Annotated in this window: 15 protein-coding genes and 1 pseudogene; 8 read left to right on the top strand and 8 right to left on the bottom strand. The window is 61.7% G+C overall.

The features are described 5' to 3' along the window. Positions 1–42 precede the first annotated feature (42 nt). Positions 43–591, bottom strand: coding sequence for a thioredoxin family protein (locus tag L8I05_RS27545; RefSeq protein ID WP_242175141.1), 549 nt, complete (start codon positions 589–591; stop codon positions 43–45). Positions 592–762: 171 nt separating this feature from the next. On the opposite strand from L8I05_RS27545, the gene yegQ reads away from it, so the two are divergent. Next, entirely contained in the window at positions 763–2076 is a 1314-nt protein-coding gene (gene yegQ, locus L8I05_RS27550; protein ID WP_242175159.1) for a tRNA 5-hydroxyuridine modification protein YegQ, read from the top strand. A gap of 190 nt (positions 2077–2266) precedes the next feature. Here the strand turns inward: yegQ and L8I05_RS27555 are convergent, their stop codons facing one another. Beyond that, positions 2267–3946 carry a methyl-accepting chemotaxis protein gene (locus L8I05_RS27555; RefSeq protein ID WP_242175178.1) on the bottom strand — a complete coding sequence of 560 codons (1680 nt, stop codon included), beginning with the start codon at positions 3944–3946 and terminating at the stop codon, positions 2267–2269. Positions 3947–4013: 67 nt separating this feature from the next. Further along, positions 4014–5333 (bottom strand): Na+/H+ antiporter NhaC family protein, encoded by a 1320-nt coding sequence (locus L8I05_RS27560; RefSeq protein ID WP_162530306.1) that lies wholly within the window; start codon positions 5331–5333, stop codon positions 4014–4016. A gap of 245 nt (positions 5334–5578) precedes the next feature. Here L8I05_RS27560 and L8I05_RS27565 point away from each other — a divergent pair, with 245 nt between their 5' ends. After that, positions 5579–7726 (top strand): methyl-accepting chemotaxis protein, encoded by a 2148-nt coding sequence (locus L8I05_RS27565; RefSeq protein WP_242175187.1) that lies wholly within the window; start codon positions 5579–5581, stop codon positions 7724–7726. 147 nt (positions 7727–7873) lie between these two features. On the opposite strand, the gene L8I05_RS27570 is transcribed toward L8I05_RS27565, so the two are convergent. Genes L8I05_RS27570 through L8I05_RS27585 form a run of 4 tightly spaced genes read right to left on the bottom strand, consistent with a single transcriptional unit; the run spans position 7874 to position 10474 of the window. Next, positions 7874–9193 (bottom strand): sensor histidine kinase, encoded by a 1320-nt coding sequence (locus tag L8I05_RS27570; RefSeq protein WP_242175188.1) that lies wholly within the window; start codon positions 9191–9193, stop codon positions 7874–7876. Beyond that, positions 9190–9858: a response regulator transcription factor gene (locus L8I05_RS27575; RefSeq protein ID WP_197629509.1), complete on the bottom strand. Its 669-nt coding sequence runs from the start codon at positions 9856–9858 to the stop codon at positions 9190–9192. The genes L8I05_RS27570 and L8I05_RS27575 overlap by 4 nt, the downstream gene beginning before the upstream one ends. Further along, positions 9858–10172: a PepSY domain-containing protein gene (locus tag L8I05_RS27580; RefSeq protein WP_242175190.1), complete on the bottom strand. Its 315-nt coding sequence runs from the start codon at positions 10170–10172 to the stop codon at positions 9858–9860. Before L8I05_RS27580 ends, L8I05_RS27575 begins: the two co-directional genes overlap by 1 nt. Beyond that, complete coding sequence (locus tag L8I05_RS27585) at positions 10172–10474, bottom strand: PepSY domain-containing protein (RefSeq protein ID WP_159955252.1); 303 nt, start codon at positions 10472–10474, stop codon at positions 10172–10174. Before L8I05_RS27585 ends, L8I05_RS27580 begins: the two co-directional genes overlap by 1 nt. A 159-nt stretch (positions 10475–10633) precedes the next feature. On the opposite strand from L8I05_RS27585, the gene L8I05_RS27590 reads away from it, so the two are divergent. The 6 genes and pseudogenes from L8I05_RS27590 (at position 10634) to codA (ending at position 15654) form a co-directional block, all read left to right on the top strand. Further along, positions 10634–11713, top strand: a complete 1080-nt coding sequence (locus tag L8I05_RS27590) for a patatin-like phospholipase family protein (protein ID WP_242175200.1) — start codon at positions 10634–10636, stop codon at positions 11711–11713. A gap of 76 nt (positions 11714–11789) precedes the next feature. Continuing rightward, a complete protein-coding gene (gene queD / locus L8I05_RS27595) occupies positions 11790–12146 on the top strand; it encodes a 6-carboxytetrahydropterin synthase QueD (RefSeq protein ID WP_003237990.1) in 357 nt (118 codons plus the stop codon). Positions 12147–12269: 123 nt separating this feature from the next. Beyond that, positions 12270–12710, top strand: coding sequence for a GNAT family N-acetyltransferase (locus L8I05_RS27600; RefSeq protein WP_242175207.1), 441 nt, complete (start codon positions 12270–12272; stop codon positions 12708–12710). Between the two features lie 189 nt (positions 12711–12899). Beyond that, positions 12900–14168, top strand: coding sequence for a cytosine permease (gene codB, locus L8I05_RS27605; protein ID WP_242175209.1), 1269 nt, complete (start codon positions 12900–12902; stop codon positions 14166–14168). Between the two features lie 7 nt (positions 14169–14175). Continuing rightward, a pseudogene (locus tag L8I05_RS27610) lies at positions 14176–14391 on the top strand (helix-turn-helix domain-containing protein); the annotation flags it as partial. A gap of 27 nt (positions 14392–14418) precedes the next feature. Then, positions 14419–15654, top strand: a complete 1236-nt coding sequence (gene codA, locus L8I05_RS27615; protein ID WP_242175213.1) for a cytosine deaminase — start codon at positions 14419–14421, stop codon at positions 15652–15654. A gap of 9 nt (positions 15655–15663) precedes the next feature. Here codA and L8I05_RS27620 read toward each other — a convergent pair whose 3' ends face one another. Beyond that, positions 15664–17820: a lipase family protein gene (locus L8I05_RS27620; RefSeq protein WP_242175215.1), complete on the bottom strand. Its 2157-nt coding sequence runs from the start codon at positions 17818–17820 to the stop codon at positions 15664–15666. Positions 17821–17831: the final 11 nt, after the last annotated feature.

The raw sequence follows: 17831 nt of genomic DNA on the forward strand, positions 1-17831 counted from the left end.
TCGGAGTGCCCTCGATTCTCCAACAAGCATAGACCGCTTGATTCACGGGCTTGACGCAGCCGCCCTGGCCTCGCTCAACAGCGTCTGGATCATCTGTTCCTGAGCGTCATAACGGCCTTCGCCAAAGTGGCTGTAACGCACCTGCCCCTTGGCATCAATCAAGTAGTGGGCCGGCCAATACTGGTTTTCGAAGCTGCGCCAGATCGCGTAGTTGTTATCGACGGCTACCGGGTAGGTGATGCCCAGCTTGCGCACCTGCTCCCTGACATTGCCGGTGATGTGTTCGTAGGCGTATTCCGGGGTGTGCACGCCGATGACCACCAGGCCATCCTGCTCGTACCGCTTCGCCCAGGCCTGCACGTACGGCAGCGCGCGCCGGCAGTTGACGCAGTCGTAGGTCCAGAAATCCACCAGCACCACTTTGCCTTTGAGCGACTGCGCGCTCAGCTCAGGCGAGTTAAGCCATTCGACTGCACCCGCCAGCGAAGGCATGGCGCCCTGGGCATTTTCACTTTCACGGCTGGCGACCTGGTTGGAAACCAGGGCGAAGGCCACCAGCAGGCCGACGAACAGGGCTGAGATAAGTCGCATGGCAATGACCTTGTCGAGACGGGGGACGCCATTGAAACCGCCTGACGTATCGCGCCTATGTCGACAAGCCCCCGCCGATACACAGCGATACAAAATCCCAAAAGGGCGACCTGGATCAATAAAAACTCGCCCAGGCTCCACTACGCTCGCGACCTTTTGCGACTTGAGCCCATGCCCCCCGTGATCGCCCCCGAACTGCTCGCCCCCGCCGGCACCTTGAAAAACATGCGCTACGCCTTCGCCTATGGCGCCGACGCGGTCTACGCCGGCCAGCCGCGCTACAGCCTGCGCGTACGCAACAACGAGTTCGACCACGCCAACCTGGCGCTCGGCATCCAGGAAGCCCATGCGCTGGGCAAGCGCTTCTACGTGGTGGTGAACATCGCGCCGCACAACGCCAAGCTGAAGACCTTCCTCAAGGACCTGGCCCCGGTCATCGCCATGGGCCCGGACGCGCTGATCATGTCCGACCCGGGGCTGATCATGCTGGTGCGCCGCCACTTCCCGTTGATGCCGATTCACCTGTCGGTGCAAGCCAACACGGTGAACTGGGCCAGCGTCGAGTTCTGGCAGCAGCAAGGCATCAGCCGGGTGATCCTGTCGCGCGAGCTGTCGCTGGAAGAGATCGGCGAAATCCGCCAACAGGTGCCAAACATGGAGCTGGAGGTGTTTGTGCACGGCGCCCTGTGCATGGCCTATTCCGGGCGTTGCCTGCTCTCGGGCTATATGAACAAGCGCGATGCCAACCAAGGCACGTGCACCAACGCATGCCGTTGGAAATACCAGGCCACGCCAGCCGTGGAAAACACCACGGGCGACATCGTCGAGCAATTCCAACCGACCCTGGGCATCGGTGCACCGACCGACCAGGTGTTCCTGTTGCAGGAAGCCAATCGCCCGGATGAGCAGATGCCCGCCTTCGAGGATGAACACGGCACCTACATCATGAATGCCAAGGACCTGCGCGCCGTGCAGCATGTGGAGCGCCTGACGCACATGGGCGTGCACTCGCTGAAGATCGAAGGCCGCACCAAATCGCATTTCTACTGCGCGCGCACCACCCAGGTGTATCGCCAGGCCATCGACGATGCGGTGGCCGGTCGCGCCTTTGACCGCAACCTGATGACTAACCTTGAGTCACTGGCCCAACGCGGCTACACCGAGGGTTTCCTGCGCCGCCATGTGCACGACGAATACCAGAATTACCAGAACGGCAGCTCGGTGTCGGAACGTCAGCAGTTTGTCGGCGAATTGACCGGCGCGCGCCGTGGCGAGCTGGCCGAGGTCAAGGTGAAGAACCGCTTTGCCGTGGGCAATCATCTGGAGTTGATGACACCCACCGGCAACTTTCACTTCGACCTGGCCAGCCTGCATAACGCCAAGGGCGAAGCCATCGAGGTTGCGCCGGGAGACGGGCACACGGCGTATGTGCCGCTTCCTGCCGACATGGACCTGCAGTTTGGCCTGTTGATGCGCGATCTCTAGCGCGTCGCCGCGCAAAACTGGCGTATCGCCTCGCACGCCTACAACAGCGAGTCATCGTCCAGGGCGTAGGCGATGCGCAGGTAAGGAGCCAGGCCGAAGGCGCTGTGATTGGGGCTCAAGTCTTACCGAGGGGCGGTGGGAGGTATATTCGTATATACGTTAAGTCAACATACCCTGAACCTATGAAAGATCAGATCCTGAACTGCCCCACCAATTGCCCCAAACGCTGACCCAAATCCGCCAAACTTCGGGACGTCTGCGCGCCCAGTTGGGTTTCATCCGCCACGCTGTCTACCGCCACGGCAATCTGATGCACGCTGCGGTTGATCTCCTCGGCCACGGCGGTTTGCTCTTCGGCGGCGCTGGCAATTTGTGCGTTCATTGAATTGATGGTGCCGATCAACTGCGCCATGGTGTCCAGCGACGCCCCGGCCTGGTTGGCCTGGGCCGAGGTGCCGTCGCCGGCATCGCTGGAACGGCGCATTGCGTCCACGGCGGCTTCGGTGCCTTTTTGCAGGCGGTCGATCATGCCCTGGATTTCCTGGGTGCTGGTCTGGGTGCGGCTGGCCAAGGCGCGTACCTCGTCGGCGACCACGGCAAACCCGCGCCCGGCCTCACCGGCCCGCGCGGCTTCGATAGCGGCGTTGAGCGCCAGCAGGTTGGTCTGTTCGGCAATCGAGCGGATTACGTCAAGCACGCTGACAATCGACGACACGTCCTGTTGCAGGCTGTCGAGGGACACGCCGCTGCTGCGGATATCGTTCACCAGCGCATGGATCTGCGCGATGCTGCCGTCCACTACGCGCTTGGCGGCCTGGCCCTCGGCGTCGGTCTGTTGCGCGGCAACGGCGGCGCCCTGGGCACTGCGCGCCACTTCATGGGCGGCGGAAGACATTTGGTTGATCGCGGTGGCGACTTGGTCGGTCTCGTGACGCTGGCGTTCCATGGCGGTTTCCGAGCGCTGGGCCTGCTCGGACACCTGGCTGACCAGCCCAGTGAGTTGCGAGGTCATCTCGGTGATCTGGCGCACCAGCCCGTGGATCTTGTCGACAAAGCGGTTGAAGGCGCCGGCCAGATCGCCGAGTTCATCCTGGCTGGTGATGGCCAGGCGGCGGGTCAAATCGCCCTCGCCTGCGGCAATATCGTCGAGGTTGGCTTTCATCAGGTTCAGCGGACGCAAGATGGTATTGGCCGTCACCAGGCCCACGGCGGCAATCACCAACAGCACCAACACGGCCACGCCGAGGATGCTCCAGAGCACGCCTTCCATGCGTTTCTCGACCTTGGCCTCGACCACCGCCACCTGGGCTTCGATGCCGTCGAGGTTAACCGACGTACCAATCACCATGTCCCACTTCGGCAAGTACTCGGTGTAGCCGAGCTTGGGCACCAGTTCGGTCTGCCCCGGCTGGGTCGAGCTGTATTGCAGGTAATGGGTGCCGTCCTTGCCGACCTTGACCAGGTCGCGATTGACGTAGACGCCGTTGGGGTCGCGGTTGTCCTTGAAGCTCTTGCCTACGCCGTCGGGGCTGTTGCCCTTGAACAGGCGGATGGTCTCGGAGTCGTAGCCGAAGAAGTAGCCGTCCTTGCCGTAGCTGGTGTTGGACAGCAACTTGACCACCTGCGCCCGCGCGGCAGTGTCGCCCGGGGCGGCGGCGTCGTAGAGCGGCTTGATGGTGGTCATGGCCACTTCCACATAACTTTGCAGTGTGGCCTTGGCGTCGTTGAGCAGGCGCTGGCGGGTTTCATCCACCTCGTTGCGTGCCTGGCCCTTCAGAATCCACACCGTGGTCAGGCTGATGACCACGGCGAACAGCAACACCGGCACTACGGCGAGGGACAGGACTTTGGCCTTCAAACTCAGACGCATGGCTTTTCTCTCTTATTAGGCGACTTGAGAGGCTATCGGCCAATTGCCAGGGATCTGTAGGCGGGTGTCAGAGGGTCATGGCGGCGAACCAGCCAAACGCCAGCAAGGGAATGTTGTAGTGCAGGAACGTCGGCACCACGGTGTCCCAGATATGGTGATGCTGGCCGTCGATGTTCAGGCCGGAGGTCGGGCCGAGGGTCGAATCCGACGCCGGTGAACCGGCGTCGCCCAGCGCACCGGCGGTGCCAACGATGCACACAATCGCCAGCGGGCTGAAGCCCAGTTGCACACACAGCGGCACAAAAATCGCGGCGAGGATCGGCACGGTGGAAAACGACGAGCCAATGCCCATGGTCACCAGCAGCCCGACCAGCAACATCAGCAATGCGCCCACGCCACGGCTGTGGCCGATGAACGCCGCCGAGGCTTCCACCAGAGAACGCACGTCGCCGGTGGCTTTGAGCACTTCGGCAAACCCCGAGGAGGCGATCATGATGAAGCCGATCATCGCCATCATCTTCATGCCTTCGGTGAACAGGTCGTCGGTTTCGCGCCAGCGCACGATGCCCGACACCGAGAAGATCAGGAACCCGGCCAGGGCGCCGATGATCATCGAGTCCAGCCACAGCTGAATGATGAACGCCGAGGCAATCGCCAGGCCGGCCACCAGCAAAGTCAGTGGGTTGTACTGCACCGCCACTTGCTCGACCCGCTCGATTTTCTCCAGGTCATACACACGTTTTTTGCGATAGCTGACAAACACCGCCACCAGCAGGCCGACGACCATGCCCAATGCCGGCAAACCCATGGCGTGGGTGACGTTGACCTGGCTGATATCCACACCGCTCTTGGCCACGTTGGCCAGCAGGATCTGGTTGAGGAAGATATTGCCGAAGCCCACCGGCAGGAACATATACGGCGTGATCAGGCCGAAGGTCATCACGCAGGCGATCAAGCGGCGGTCCAGTTGCAGCTTGGTCAGCACGTACAGCAGCGGCGGCACCAGCAGCGGGATAAACGCGATGTGGATCGGCAGGATGTTCTGTGAGGCAATCGCCACCACCCACAACAAGCCGATCAGCAACCATTTGACGTGGCTGCCGCCCGTGGCTTCCTGGCGATCAACCAGCATCAGCGCCTTGTCCGCCAACGCATGGGCCAGGCCGGACTTGGCAATCGCCACCGCGAAAGCGCCGAGCAAGGCGTAGGACAACGCCACCGTCGCGCCGCCGCCCAACCCGCCGTTGAAGGCCTTGAGCGTGGCCTCGATGCCCAGGCCACCGGTCAAGCCACCCACCAGGGCGCCGACAATAATGGCGATGACCACATGCACGCGGGATAAGCTGAGCACCAGCATGGTGCCGACCGCGGCGATGACTGCGTTAATCATGGTTACCTCAAGACAGAAACTAAAAAACAGGCATGCCCGCATCCAGGCGGCCATAGGCTTGGCTGCCAGCGTGCAGGCTTAAGGAGGTTTTATTAGAAGGGCGCGCACTTTGCAGCAGGCGGGCGCGCATGTCAAAAAACGGCGTCGCTTTGAGCATTCAATTGAACGTTTAAATAATAAAGAAGCGCAAAAAGCGGCCGATACAGAGGCTCTCTGTGTTTTCAGGTTAAGGATGCTCCTCGATGTCCCTCAGACAGCTCTCCATTCAATGGAAAATCACCCTGCTCGCCGGCCTCTGCCTGCTGGGGATCGTGACCCTGCTGGTGGGTCTGTCGCTGTATCGCATGGAGCAGAGCTCACAGCAGGTCAAAGCCTCCAGCATGCAGATGCTCGACGAGTCCGCCCAGGCGCGCATCGAGGCCCAAGGTGAAGTGCAGGCCTTGGGGATTCGCCAGCAATTCATGGACGCCTACCAGTACGGCCACGGTTTTTCCCGCCAAGTGCTGTTTTTGCGCGAGCAGGCGGAAAAACGCTTCCTCGACGCCTTCGACACCCGCGAAGACCTGACCCGCCAGGTCAAGGCCGCGCTGCAGGCCAACCCGGACCTGCTCGGTTTGTCGCTGGTGTTCGAAGCCAATGCGCTGGACGGCAAGGATGAGCTGTTCGCCAACCAGGCGGAGCTGGGCAGTAACGACAAGGGCCGCTTTGCCCTGTACTGGTCGCAACCGACGCCGGGCAAATTGACCTCGATGTCGCTGCCTGAAAGCGACATGGCCGACACCCGCGTCGGCCCCAGCGGCGAAAAAGCCAACGCCTGGTTCACCTGCCCGCGCACCACTCTGAAACCCTGCGTGATTGAGCCTTACTTTTATGTGATCGACGGGCAAAACGTGCTGATGACCAGCATCGTCTTCCCGCTGATGGTCAACGGCAAAGTCATCGCCTCGTTGTCGGTGGACATCAACCTCAACAGCCTGCAAGCCGTGAGCCAACAGGCCAGCCAGAAGCTGTATGACGGCCAGACCCAGGTCAGCATTCTCAGCCCCACCGGTTTGCTCGCCGGCTACAGCCCGGACGCGAGCAAACTCAGCCAGCGCCTGGACCAGGTCGACACCACCAGCGGCGCGCAATTGATCAGCGCGCTGGCCGCCAGCACGCAGATCCGCAGCCTGCGCACCGACCATCAACTCAAGGTGCTGGCGCCCTTCGCACCGATTCCCGGCGGCAAGCCGTGGGGCGTGTTGCTGGATGTGCCGGAAAAAGTCCTGGTCGGCCCCGCCGAAGCGCTCAAGGCGCAACTTGACGCCGATAACACCCGCGGCACCTTGCTGGAGCTGAGCCTGGGCCTGCTTGCCGCCGTGGTCGGCCTGATTCTGGTGTGGCTGATGGCGCGCAGCGTGACCCGGCCGATCTTGGGCGTGGCGCGCATGCTGGAAGACATCGCCAGTGGCGAAGGCGACCTGACCCGCCGCCTGGCCTACGACAAACAGGATGAGCTGGGGCAATTGGCCGGCTGGTTCAACCGCTTCCTCGACAAGCTGCAACCGATTATTGCCGAGGTCAAACGCTCGGTGCAGGACGCCCGTGGCACCGCCGACCAATCCGCCGCGATTGCCACCGAAACCAGCGCCGGCATGGAACAGCAATACCGCCAGGTCGACCAAGTGGCCACCGCCTCCCATGAAATGAGCGCCACCGCCCAGGACGTGGCCCGCAGCGCCGCCCAGGCAGCCCAGGCCGCGCGCGATGCCGACCAGGCCACCCGCGAAGGCTTGACCGTGATCGACCGCACCACCACCAACATCGGCCACCTGGCCGCCGACATGAGCACCGCCATGGCTCAAGTTGAAGGCTTGGCGGCTAACAGCGAGAAAATCGGTTCGGTGCTGGAAGTGATTCGTGGCATTGCCGAGCAGACCAACCTGTTGGCGCTCAACGCCGCCATCGAAGCCGCCCGCGCCGGTGAAGCCGGCCGTGGGTTTGCCGTGGTCGCCGACGAAGTGCGCAACCTGGCGCGGCGCACCCAGGAATCGGTGGAAGAAACCCGTGTGGTGATCGAACAACTGCAAAACGGCACCACCGATGTGGTCGGCTCCATGGGCAACAGCTATCGCCAGGCCCAAGGCAGTGTCGAGCAAGTCGGCCAGGCCGTCACCGCCCTGCGCCAGATTGGTGAGGCGGTCACGGTGATCAGCGACATGAACCTGCAAATCGCCAGCGCCGCCGAAGAGCAAAGCGCGGTGGCCGAGGAGATCAACAGCAACGTGGCGACCATTCGCGATGTGACCGAGTCGCTGTCGGAGCAGGCGAACGAATCAGCGCGGGTCAGCCAGGCGTTGAACAGTTTGGCGAATCAGCAGCAGGGGTTGATGGATCAGTTTCGTGTGTAGATCGTCAAGAGGGTGAATAGCTAGTGTGGGAGCCGGGCTTGCCCGCGATAGCGTCACCTCGGTGTATCAGTGCCACCGAGGTGACGCTATCGCAGGCGAGCCAGCTCCCACACAAGCCCGCTCCCACATTTTTTATTTTGTGGTGTATCAGGCGTGGCGCTTGGGCAATTCGATCAGCACTTTCAGGCCGCCCAATTCACTCTCCTGCAACTGCAATACCCCGCCCCACACCTCGACGATATCGCGCACAATCCCCAGCCCCAGGCCATGGCCGTCGATCTGTTCATCCAGGCGCGTACCACGGCTGAACACCTGGTCGCGCTGGCTTTGCGGAATGCCTGGGCCGTCGTCTTCAATGGCCAACAAGTAGCTGTGCGACGCTTCACTGACGCTCAAACGGATTTCGGCATCCGCCCATTTGCAGGCGTTGTCCAGCAGGTTGCCTAACAGCTCCAGCAGGTCTTCGCGGTCCCAGGGCAATTGCAGGCCGGGCGTGACGTGGTAGCTCAAGTCCAGGTGTTCGCCGTGGATCATGTTTAGCGTGGCCAACAGCCCGGGCAGCTCTTTTTCGCAATCAAACAAGGCACCCGGCAAGGTTTCGCCGGCAAGGCGCGCACGGTTGAGTTCGCGATTAAGGCGTTGCTGCACCTGTTCCAACTGCTCGCGCAACAGTTTGCCGAGTTCGGGGTGCGCCTTGAGCTGCTCACTGGATGCCACGCTCAACAGCACGGCCAACGGGGTTTTCAACGCATGCCCCAGGTTGCCCAACGCGTTGCGCGAGCGCTTGAGGCTGTCTTCGGTGTGGGCCAGCAAGTGGTTGATCTGCGCCACCAGCGGCTCCAGTTCAAGCGGCACCTGGGTGTCGAGTTGGGAGCGCTGGCCCTGTTGCAACTGGGCGATCTGGTTGCGCGCGGTTTCCAGCGGGCGCAAGGCACGGCGCACGGTAACCCGCTGCAGGATCAGCACCAGCAGCAAGGCCGCTAGGCCCATTACCAGACCGATCTGACGCATCAAACGGAAACTTTCCCGCACCGGTGTGTAGTCCTGGGCCACGCTGATGGAAATCGACTGGCCAAAGCGTTTGTAGTCCGCGCGCAACACCAGCAGTTGCTGGCCTTCCGGGCCCAGTTGCAGGTTGCCCTTGAGCCCGGCTTCGGGCAGGCGCGGTAACTCCTGATCCCACAGCGAGCGGGAACGCCAGTGAATATCGGCAAAGTCGATGCGGAAATAATGCCCGGAAAACGGCCGCTGATAGGCCGGTGACAGGCGCTGCTCGTCCAGCTGCACACCATTCGGCCCACGCACCAGCGCCACCAGCAGGTTCTCGGCGTCGTTGCGCAGCCCGGCTTCCAGGTAGCGCTGCAAACCGGCCTCGAACAACCACAAGCTGGTTTGCGCCAGCACCAGGCCAACAATCACCATCACGCTGATCAGCCCCAGGCTCAGGCGTCGCTGAATGGACCTCATGCAGGCCCGGCGCCAAACCGGTAACCCTGGCCGCGCCGGGTTTCGATCACACTGCGGCCGAGCTTGCGGCGCAGGTGGTTGACGTGCACTTCGAGCACGTTGGAGTCACGCTCGGTCTCGCCGTCATACAGGTGCTCGGCGAGGTGGCTTTTCGACAGGATTTGTTCCGGGTGCAGCATGAAGTAGCGCAGCAGACGGAATTCGGCGGCGGTCAGCTGGATCTCTTCGCCATCGCGCAGCACGCACTGGCGGCCTTCATCCAGGTGCAGCCCGGCAGCTTGCAAGGTGGGTTGGTTGGCGTGGCCGTGGGAGCGGCGCAACAACGCCTGGATGCGCAAGTGCAGTTCTTCCGGGTGAAAGGGTTTGCTCAAGTAATCGTCCGCGCCGGCCTTGAGCCCTTCGATACGCTCGGCCCAGGAGTCACGGGCGGTGAGCACCAGCACCGGCGTGACCAGGGCGGCCGCGCGCCATTGGGCCAACACCTCCAACCCCGGCAGACCGGGCAAACCGAGGTCGAGGATGATCAGGTCATAAGGTTCGCTGCGGCCTTGATACGCAGCATCGCGACCATCGGCCAGCCAGTCGACGGCGTAGCCCTGGCGCTGCAGGCCGGCCAGCAGTTCATCGGCCAGGGGAACGTTGTCTTCCACCAGAAGCAGGCGCATCAGTCGTCTTCCTTATCTTTGAGCAACACACCCGTGGTTGCATCCAGCTTGATCTCGCGCACCACGCCCTCGGTGGTCACCAACTCCACCTCATACTCATATCGGCCGTGCTTTTTCTCAAGTTCAGCTTCCAGCAGCCGCGAGCCAGGGTGGCGCGCCATGGCCTGTTGCAGCAGTTGCTCCAGCGGCAGGATCACGCCCTGCTGGCGCAGTGCCAAGGCTTCATCCTGATTGAGGTCGCGGGCGGACAGGCTGGAACAAAAAGCCAGGAGCACCAGCACCCTCCAACCGCTGGCGCGTCGATATACCTTCATTACGTATCCTGATGATTCTTGAGTACGTGCCCGGTGAGCGCGTCCAATTCGACTTCCCACTCGATGCCATTGGCATCTTCCAGTTCTACTTGATAAATGTACTTGCCGTAGGCCTCGTCCAGGTCGGTGTCCAGCAGGCTCGAACCTGGGTGCAGCGCCAGGGCCGCGGCCTCCAGCTGATCAAAGGCGACAATTGTAACAGTGCCAGGCAATTTCAGCGGTTTGTCGGGGTCCACTGCTCGGGCCTGTGCCGCCGTGGAGGCGATGATACCGGCGGCGACCAGCGCTGTGAGGCGCTTCATGATAAGTCTCCGTTTCAGGATGTTTTTCCTACGCAGGCCACCGTACGCACTGCAACTTAACTGAAACTGAATTGCCACCATGGCATTTTTCAATCGGCATCTTTCCCCATCATCCGCGAGTTTTTCTATACTGCTCCGCTCGCTTCAACAGAGACTGGTATGACAGCCATCCACATCAAGTTTCCCGCCTTGACGCTCAAGGCCGGTAAACGCGCCTTCGCACGCATTCGCGAACAGGGCCTCAAGCCTGCGGATGTCGGCACCCTCCCCGGCGCGGCCGGTGGCCCCAAGGCGCTGGGCATCCAGGGCCTGGACCTGGCCCTGTTCGGCGACTGGCTGCCGCGCGCGCCGCGCGAACGCGCACTGATCGGCGCCTCCATCGGTTCCTGGCGGTTTGCCAGTGCCTGCCTGCCCGACCCGGTGCAAGGCCTGCTCGACCTTGGCCGCCTGTATAACGAACAACGCTTTGCCAAGGGCGTGACCATGGCCGAGGTCAGCCGCAGCTGCCAGCGCATGCTCGATGACTTGCTCGCGGGCCGTGATGCGCGGGTGTTGGACAACCCCGACTATCGCTTGAACATCATGGTGGTCAAAAGCCACGGCCTGCTCGCCGATGACCACCGCGGTCGGCTCGGGCTGGGCCTGTCATCGGTGATTGCCGATAACCTGCGCGGCCGCGCACGGCTGTCGCGACACTTCGAACGGCTGATCATCCACGACCCGCGCCAGGCGCCGCCGCTGCATCCGCTGCAGGATTTCCCCTCGCGCTTTGTGAACCTGGAGCTGGGCAACCTGCGCCAGGCGCTGCTGGCGTCCGGCTCGATCCCCATGGTGATGCAAGGCGTGCGCGACCTGCCCGGCGCAGGCACTGGCACCTACCGCGACGGCGGCCTGCTGGACTACCACCTCGACCTGCCCTACCACGGCGACGACATCGTGCTGTACCCGCACTTCACCGACCGGGTCATCCCCGGCTGGTTCGACAAGGGCCTGCCGTGGCGGCGCAGTAATCAGCAGGGCTTGCAGGACGTGTTGCTGCTGGCCCCGTCCAAGGACTACCTGGCCCGCCTGCCCCACGGCAAATTGCCGGACCGCAGCGACTTCAAGCGCTTCATGGGCGATGACCCGAGCCGCAACAAATACTGGCAGACCGCGATGAGCGAGAGCCAGCGGCTGGGCGATGCGTTCCTCGACCTGGCGGACAACGGCAAGTTGGGCGAGCACTTGCAAGCGCTATGACCCAGCGGTATGCGCGGCGAGGGATCAAGCTGTTAAACTCGCCGCCTGCCAGATACCTGACCGAGCTGAAAATACTGTGGAAATCTTCAAAGAGTTTACTTTCGAATCCGCCCACCGCCTGCCCCACGTACCGGAAGGCCACAAATGCGGGCGCCTGCACGGGCATTCGTTCAAGGTGGCGATCCACCTGAGCGGCGACCTGGATCCCCATACCGGCTGGATTCGCGACTTCTCGGAGATCAAGGCGATATTCAAGCCGCTGTATGAGCGCCTCGACCACAACTACCTGAATGACATCCCCGGCCTGGAAAACCCGACCAGCGAAGTGCTGGCCAAGTGGATCTGGACTGAGCTGAAACCGCTGCTGCCGGAACTCAGTGCGATTCGTATCCACGAGACCTGCACCAGCGGCTGCATCTATCGCGGCGAGTAAGCATGGCACGTTGAAGAACCACCTGCGGGTGGTTTTTTTATGCCCGACGACCTTTATAGTGCGGCCGATCGAGGCGATCTTCGAAGCGCCAACGGACTGATTTTTTCACAGGAGCACACTGCAATGATGCGCCCCGCCACTGCCGATGATGTTGCTGCCATCGAAGCGATTGTTGAAGCCGCCTACTCGCCTTACATCGCGCGGATCGGCCGCAAGCCCGGGCCGATGCTTGAGGACTATCGCCAGTTAGTCGAGGCTGGCGGAGTGCATGTACTGGATAACGCCGGGACGGTTCAGGGTTTCGTTATTCTACTGGCGGGCGATGGTGCTTTGCTGCTGGATAACCTCGCCGTAGCGCCTGATGCCCAGGGTTTGGGTTTCGGGCGATTACTGATGGAATTTGCCGAACGACACGCTATCGACGCCGGCTATGCCACGATTCAGCTGTACACCCACGAAACCATGACCGAGAACATCGCGCTCTACACACGCCGTGGCTACGTAGAAACCCATCGCGCCGTGGAACGGGGTCTGCGCCGCGTGTACATGACCAAGCGCCTTTAGCAGAAACTGAGCCAATTTGTATCACCGCTGCACCGCTTTCGTGCCCGACTGGACATAAAGAACACCTCTCCCGGCGATTCACCACGGTTTGGCTATCAATACTGTGCACGGTGCACAGCGTCCTTCACTGCCGCCGGTTTGGCACGCGCGGTGCAACAGGCCTGCGTCACTCATTCAGGGAGCAGGGCCATGACGCAGCAAGAACCGGGCAACGATTACCCCCTCAGCGAAGTGCCGATGCATGCGCGCAAGGGCCTGGCGTCCACGGCCATGGTGCTGCTGGGGTTCACGTTTTTTACCGCGACCATGTTTGCCGGGGGCAAGCTCGGCGTGGCGTTCAGCTTTACCGACATGCTCGGTGTTGTGGCCCTGGGTAACCTGCTGCTGGGCATTTACGCCGCAGGCCTGGGTTACATTGCCTTCAAGAGCGGTTTGAACTCGGTGTTGATGGGCCGCTTCTGCTTTGGCGAAGTCGGCAGCAAGCTCAGTGACCTGATCCTCGGCTTCACCCAGATCGGCTGGTACGCCTGGGGCACCGCCACCGCCGCCGTGGTGCTGGGCAAGTATTTCGAACTGAGCCAGGGCAGCGTGCTCGGGTTGATGGTGCTGTTCGGCATGGTGTTCTGCGCCACGGCGTATGTGGGGTATCGCGGGTTGGAGATTCTGTCCTACATCGCAGTGCCGGCCATGGGCATTTTGCTGCTCCTGTCGATGTGGGTCGCTACTGGAGCCGTCGGTGGGCTGGATGGCCTGCTGGCCGTGGTGCCGACGGGTGAACTGGACTTGTCCACGGCGATCACCCTGGTGTTCGGCACCTTTGTCAGCGGTGCGACCCAGGCCACCAACTGGACACGGTTTTCCCGCTCCGCTAAGGTCGCGGTGCTGGCCAGCCTGATCGGATTTTTCATCGGCAATGGCTTGATGGTGTTGATCGGCGCGTATGGCGCCATCGTCTATCAGCAGCCGGACGTGGTGGAAGTGTTGCTGCTGCAAGGCTTCGCCATGGCGGCAATGGCCATGTTGCTGCTCAATATCTGGAGCACCCAGGACAACACCATCTACAACTTCGCCGTCGCCGGCTGCAATTTGCTGCGCACTAAACGCCGCAAGACCGTGACCCTGGCGGGGGCGGTGATCGGCACCTTGCTGGCTCTGCTCGGCATGTACGACATGCTGGTGCCCTACCTGATTTTGCTGGGCACGGTGATTCCGCCGATTGGCGGGGTGATCATGGCCGACTTCTTCTACCGCTATCGCGGCCACTACCCGCGCCTGGCCGAGACTCGCCTGCCGGCATTCAATTGGCCTGGGCTGGTGGCTTATGCGGTGGGCACCGTGCTGGCGTTTCACTCGCCGTGGGTGGCGCCCCTGGTGGGGATTGTTGCCGCGTCACTGACCTACATCGTGCTGACCTCAGTGTTACGCGTACGCGCGCCACTGGCAGATGCCTCGGCATGAGTCTGGCGACTTGCACGATGGCCCGAGCCTGATGCCGCCCCTGGAAGCCTGGCTTCACGAGAATGCTAATCTGGTGGCCGCCGCCCAGCGCCTGGCCGTGCACCGTAACACCCTGACACACCGCGTCCAGCGCATCGAAGCCCTTTGTGGGCTGAGGCTGGACCACTCATATGACCGCCTGGACATCGGCATCGCCCTGATGATCTGGCGGCTGTCTGCCTGACTGTTATTAGCCAAGAGGAACTTGCCCATGCATATCATCAACGCCCGCCTGCGCAACCGTGAAGGCCTGCATGATCTGCACCTGGAACACGGCCGGATCGCCAGTATCACCCCACAAACGGCTGTGCCTGCGTTAACGGCCAGCGACCTGGACGCCGCCGGCAACCTGGTCATCCCGCCGTTTGTCGAGCCACATATTCACCTCGACGCCACCCTGACCGCCGGCGAACCGCGCTGGAACATGAGCGGCACGCTGTTCGAGGGTATCGAATGCTGGGGCGAGCGCAAGGCCACCATCACCCAGGAAGACACCAAGACCCGCGCCAAGAAAACCATCCAGGCCCTGGCCGCCCATGGCATCCAGCATGTGCGCACCCACGTCGACGTTACCGACCCCGACCTCACCGCACTTAAAGCCATGCTTGAGGTGCGCGAAGAAAGCGCGCACCTGATCGATCTGCAAATCGTCGCGTTTCCCCAGGAAGGCATCGAGTCCTACCGCAACGGCCGCGAGTTGATGGAAGAAGCCATCCGCCTGGGTGCCGACGTGGTAGGTGGCATCCCCCACTTCGAATACACCCGCGACCAAGGCGTGAGTTCGGTGAAGTTCCTGATGGACTTGGCCGAGCGCACCGGTTGCCTGGTGGACGTGCACTGCGACGAAACCGATGACCCGCACTCGCGCTTTCTTGAAGTGCTCGCCGAAGAAGCCCGCAGCCGCGACATGGGCGCGCGCGTCACCGCCAGCCACACCACGGCCATGGGCTCCTACGATAACGCTTACTGCGCCAAACTGTTTCGCCTGCTCGGGCACTCAGGCATCAGCTTCGTCTCCTGCCCGACCGAAAGTATCCACCTGCAAGGCCGCTTCGACAGCTTCCCAAAACGCCGCGGCGTCACCCGCGTCAACGAACTGCTCGAAGCCGGCATGAACGTGTGCTTCGGCCAGGACTCGATTGTCGACCCTTGGTATCCGCTGGGTAACGGCAACATCCTGCGCGTGCTGGAAGCCGGCCTGCACATCTGCCACATGCTCGGCTACCGCAACCTGCAAAGCGCCCTGGACCTGGTTACCGACAACAGCGCCAAGGCCATGGCCCTGGGCGACCGCTATGGCCTGGAGCCCGGGCGACCGGCCAACCTGTTGATCCTGTCGGCAGACAGCGACTACGAAGTCATCCGCAGCCAAGGCCTGCCGCTGTACTCGATCCGTAACGGCAACGTGTTGATGAAGCGGCAACCGGCGCAGGTGGCGTTTTTGTAAACGGCCCGGCTAAACAATCGAGTCGATATCCAGTGGTTGTGCCCTCCCCCGGTCGTTGTGGGAGGGTGGCGGAATACTCGCAACTTGTGATATTTCGCGGTTTTCACGGTGGCTGAACCAACGCTTGAGGCTGTGCGGCAGTTGGGTGGAGTGGGCTTGGCTGCCGTATACATCACGCGCCTCAAGGCGACGCCAGCGCAGGGATTCCAGACGCTGGCGACTGGTGCGCAAGCGGTCGATTTCAGCGTTCAATGCCTGGTTATATTCGTGCCCGTCGCTGCGCTGGTTGGTTGGACGCCGACGATCAAGCTCACGGTTCTTGTCACGCAATTGCTGAGTCATGGTCTCAAGCGCACGGTCGATCAACTCGAATTCCCTTGGCGTGACCAAAGACCCCTGGCTATCGACGGTCTGTTGCCAGCGACGCAACGTGGCCCAGGCTGCCGGAATGTAGCTGGCGGTCATGAAGTGCTGGTTGGCCTGGAACAGTTGTTTCAACAGGTTGGCGCGGTCAGGCATGTCGCCGTGGAGCTGCAACGCTTGGTTGCAACCGGCCTCGATAACGGACTCACAACTGGGCTTCCATAACACAGAGGATTGGGTGCCATCCGGGAGCTTGATCGGCATGAAGTGCTGTTGTTCACCGTGATGCTGGTAAGGGTTACCACCGACGCGCACCAGCCCGGCGGCGAATAACAAGCCTCCCGAAGCAGGCGCGCTGAACAGCACCACGGCTCCGGGAACCCAGAGTTTGGCGGTGGTATTCATCCACCGAGCGGGCACGCTGGGTACCGGGTCGTTGTGATTGACGATGCGATGATGGACCAGAGACGAGGCGCCTTCAGTGAACTCGGAGTCAGCCGCGCGAGGCGCACCGTAGGTGTAAAGGAGAACGTTGTAGTCGGCGCCGGAGATTCGGCGCAGCCCTTCTGCCAGGAGCAAGGCGATGGCGCCACCGAGGCTGTGGCCGCAAATCACAATGCGCTGGCCGTCGTGGAACTGATTGAGGTAGTGCAGGACGAAATCGCGCATCGCTTGATACGCCTGATAGAAGCCCTCGTGGGCTTTTCCTACTCCGCCGCCAAAGGGCACCTGATGGGCATTGGCGTCTCGCAGTGCGTCGGCACCACTGGCGGTGCCTCGCACCGCAATCAGGATGACTTGGTCGTGATGAGTGATAAACGCCTGCGTATCAGTGCCGAACTGTTTATCGTCGAAAAAGTGCACGCGAGCAGGATGCTCCTGTTCGTCTCCAAGCTCCAAACGGTTCTGCGGATACAACTGCGGATCGAAGGGCACAATTTCAAAACGCAGGGAGTAGGGAACATCCTCATACAGCGGGTAAAAGCGTTGAACCTGCTCACGGTCGACCTTCCAGGCTTCCTGATATCCGGCAAGTTTTTCGGCGAACACATTCCCCACGCTTGGATCCAGGGGAAAGCTGACACTATCCACGGGTCGGGTTGGAGGCTCCTGGCCAAAGTCGCAGTAACTCAAGGTGGACATCAACGCCAGTTGATACAGGTTCAAGGCACAAAATTGATCATCACCGCAGAGCATCGGTCGCAGGGCACGCAACGGTCGTACTTCCAGCACCGTATGCAGGTTAGGAAACAGCACCACGCCCGCCAAAGCCGGTTGAGGCGGACCAAACCCCAACTCAGCCATCATTCTTAGCGCGTGCCGTTGAGGTTGATGTGTCCGCGGCGCCAATGGCGGCAGGTGAGCAACATGTCGGACCAGATCGCGTACTTCCACCTGATAAAACCGGTCCGCTTGATGCTGTGCCGGGTTACTCTCAGTGCGTTGACCATCAGCAGCGAAAAAGCGGGTCTGTTCGGCACGGACCTGAAGTTCGGTGATGGGTAGTTTGTAAGTCTCGCGCCCGCTCAATCCAAAATACGGCGCCTCTTTCCCAGAATACAGCCGCTCCAGAACCAGAACGACGGGACCGCAGTAAAACCCTTGTAGCTTGGCGAACCCCTCGCCGGTCAGTCTTCCGCTGTACTGCTGCCCCACGCTGTCGTGGACCGTGTACGCAAGCCCACCGTAAGCCTTTCCGCTGCCCGTTTCATCAACCAGACAAAAACTTGCCCAATGCCCTTTCACTGCACAAGCAGGCATCTTGCTACTGAAAAAAGGTTGCTTCCATGCGTCCTGGCTCATGACTCAACTCC

Origin of the sequence: Pseudomonas sp. MONT-RG-20F-20-E-7-02, assembly GCF_022662395.1 — a bacterium.
Taxonomy (GTDB): domain Bacteria; phylum Pseudomonadota; class Gammaproteobacteria; order Pseudomonadales; family Pseudomonadaceae; genus Aquipseudomonas.

Excerpts from the sequence above, each read along its gene's own strand:
- L8I05_RS27545 (WP_242175141.1), bottom strand. The coding sequence starts at position 591 with ATGCGACTTATCTCAGCCCTGTTCGTCGGCCTGCTGGTGGCCTTCGCC.
- yegQ (WP_242175159.1), top strand. The coding sequence starts at position 763 with ATGCCCCCCGTGATCGCCCCCGAACTGCTCGCCCCCGCCGGCACCTTG.
- L8I05_RS27555 (WP_242175178.1), bottom strand. The coding sequence starts at position 3,946 with ATGCGTCTGAGTTTGAAGGCCAAAGTCCTGTCCCTCGCCGTAGTGCCG.
- L8I05_RS27565 (WP_242175187.1), top strand. The coding sequence starts at position 5,579 with ATGTCCCTCAGACAGCTCTCCATTCAATGGAAAATCACCCTGCTCGCC.
- L8I05_RS27570 (WP_242175188.1), bottom strand. The coding sequence starts at position 9,193 with ATGAGGTCCATTCAGCGACGCCTGAGCCTGGGGCTGATCAGCGTGATG.
- L8I05_RS27575 (WP_197629509.1), bottom strand. The coding sequence starts at position 9,858 with ATGCGCCTGCTTCTGGTGGAAGACAACGTTCCCCTGGCCGATGAACTG.
- L8I05_RS27580 (WP_242175190.1), bottom strand. The coding sequence starts at position 10,172 with ATGAAGGTATATCGACGCGCCAGCGGTTGGAGGGTGCTGGTGCTCCTG.
- L8I05_RS27585 (WP_159955252.1), bottom strand. The coding sequence starts at position 10,474 with ATGAAGCGCCTCACAGCGCTGGTCGCCGCCGGTATCATCGCCTCCACG.
- L8I05_RS27590 (WP_242175200.1), top strand. The coding sequence starts at position 10,634 with ATGACAGCCATCCACATCAAGTTTCCCGCCTTGACGCTCAAGGCCGGT.
- L8I05_RS27600 (WP_242175207.1), top strand. The coding sequence starts at position 12,270 with ATGATGCGCCCCGCCACTGCCGATGATGTTGCTGCCATCGAAGCGATT.
- codB (WP_242175209.1), top strand. The coding sequence starts at position 12,900 with ATGACGCAGCAAGAACCGGGCAACGATTACCCCCTCAGCGAAGTGCCG.
- codA (WP_242175213.1), top strand. The coding sequence starts at position 14,419 with ATGCATATCATCAACGCCCGCCTGCGCAACCGTGAAGGCCTGCATGAT.
- L8I05_RS27620 (WP_242175215.1), bottom strand. The coding sequence starts at position 17,820 with ATGAGCCAGGACGCATGGAAGCAACCTTTTTTCAGTAGCAAGATGCCT.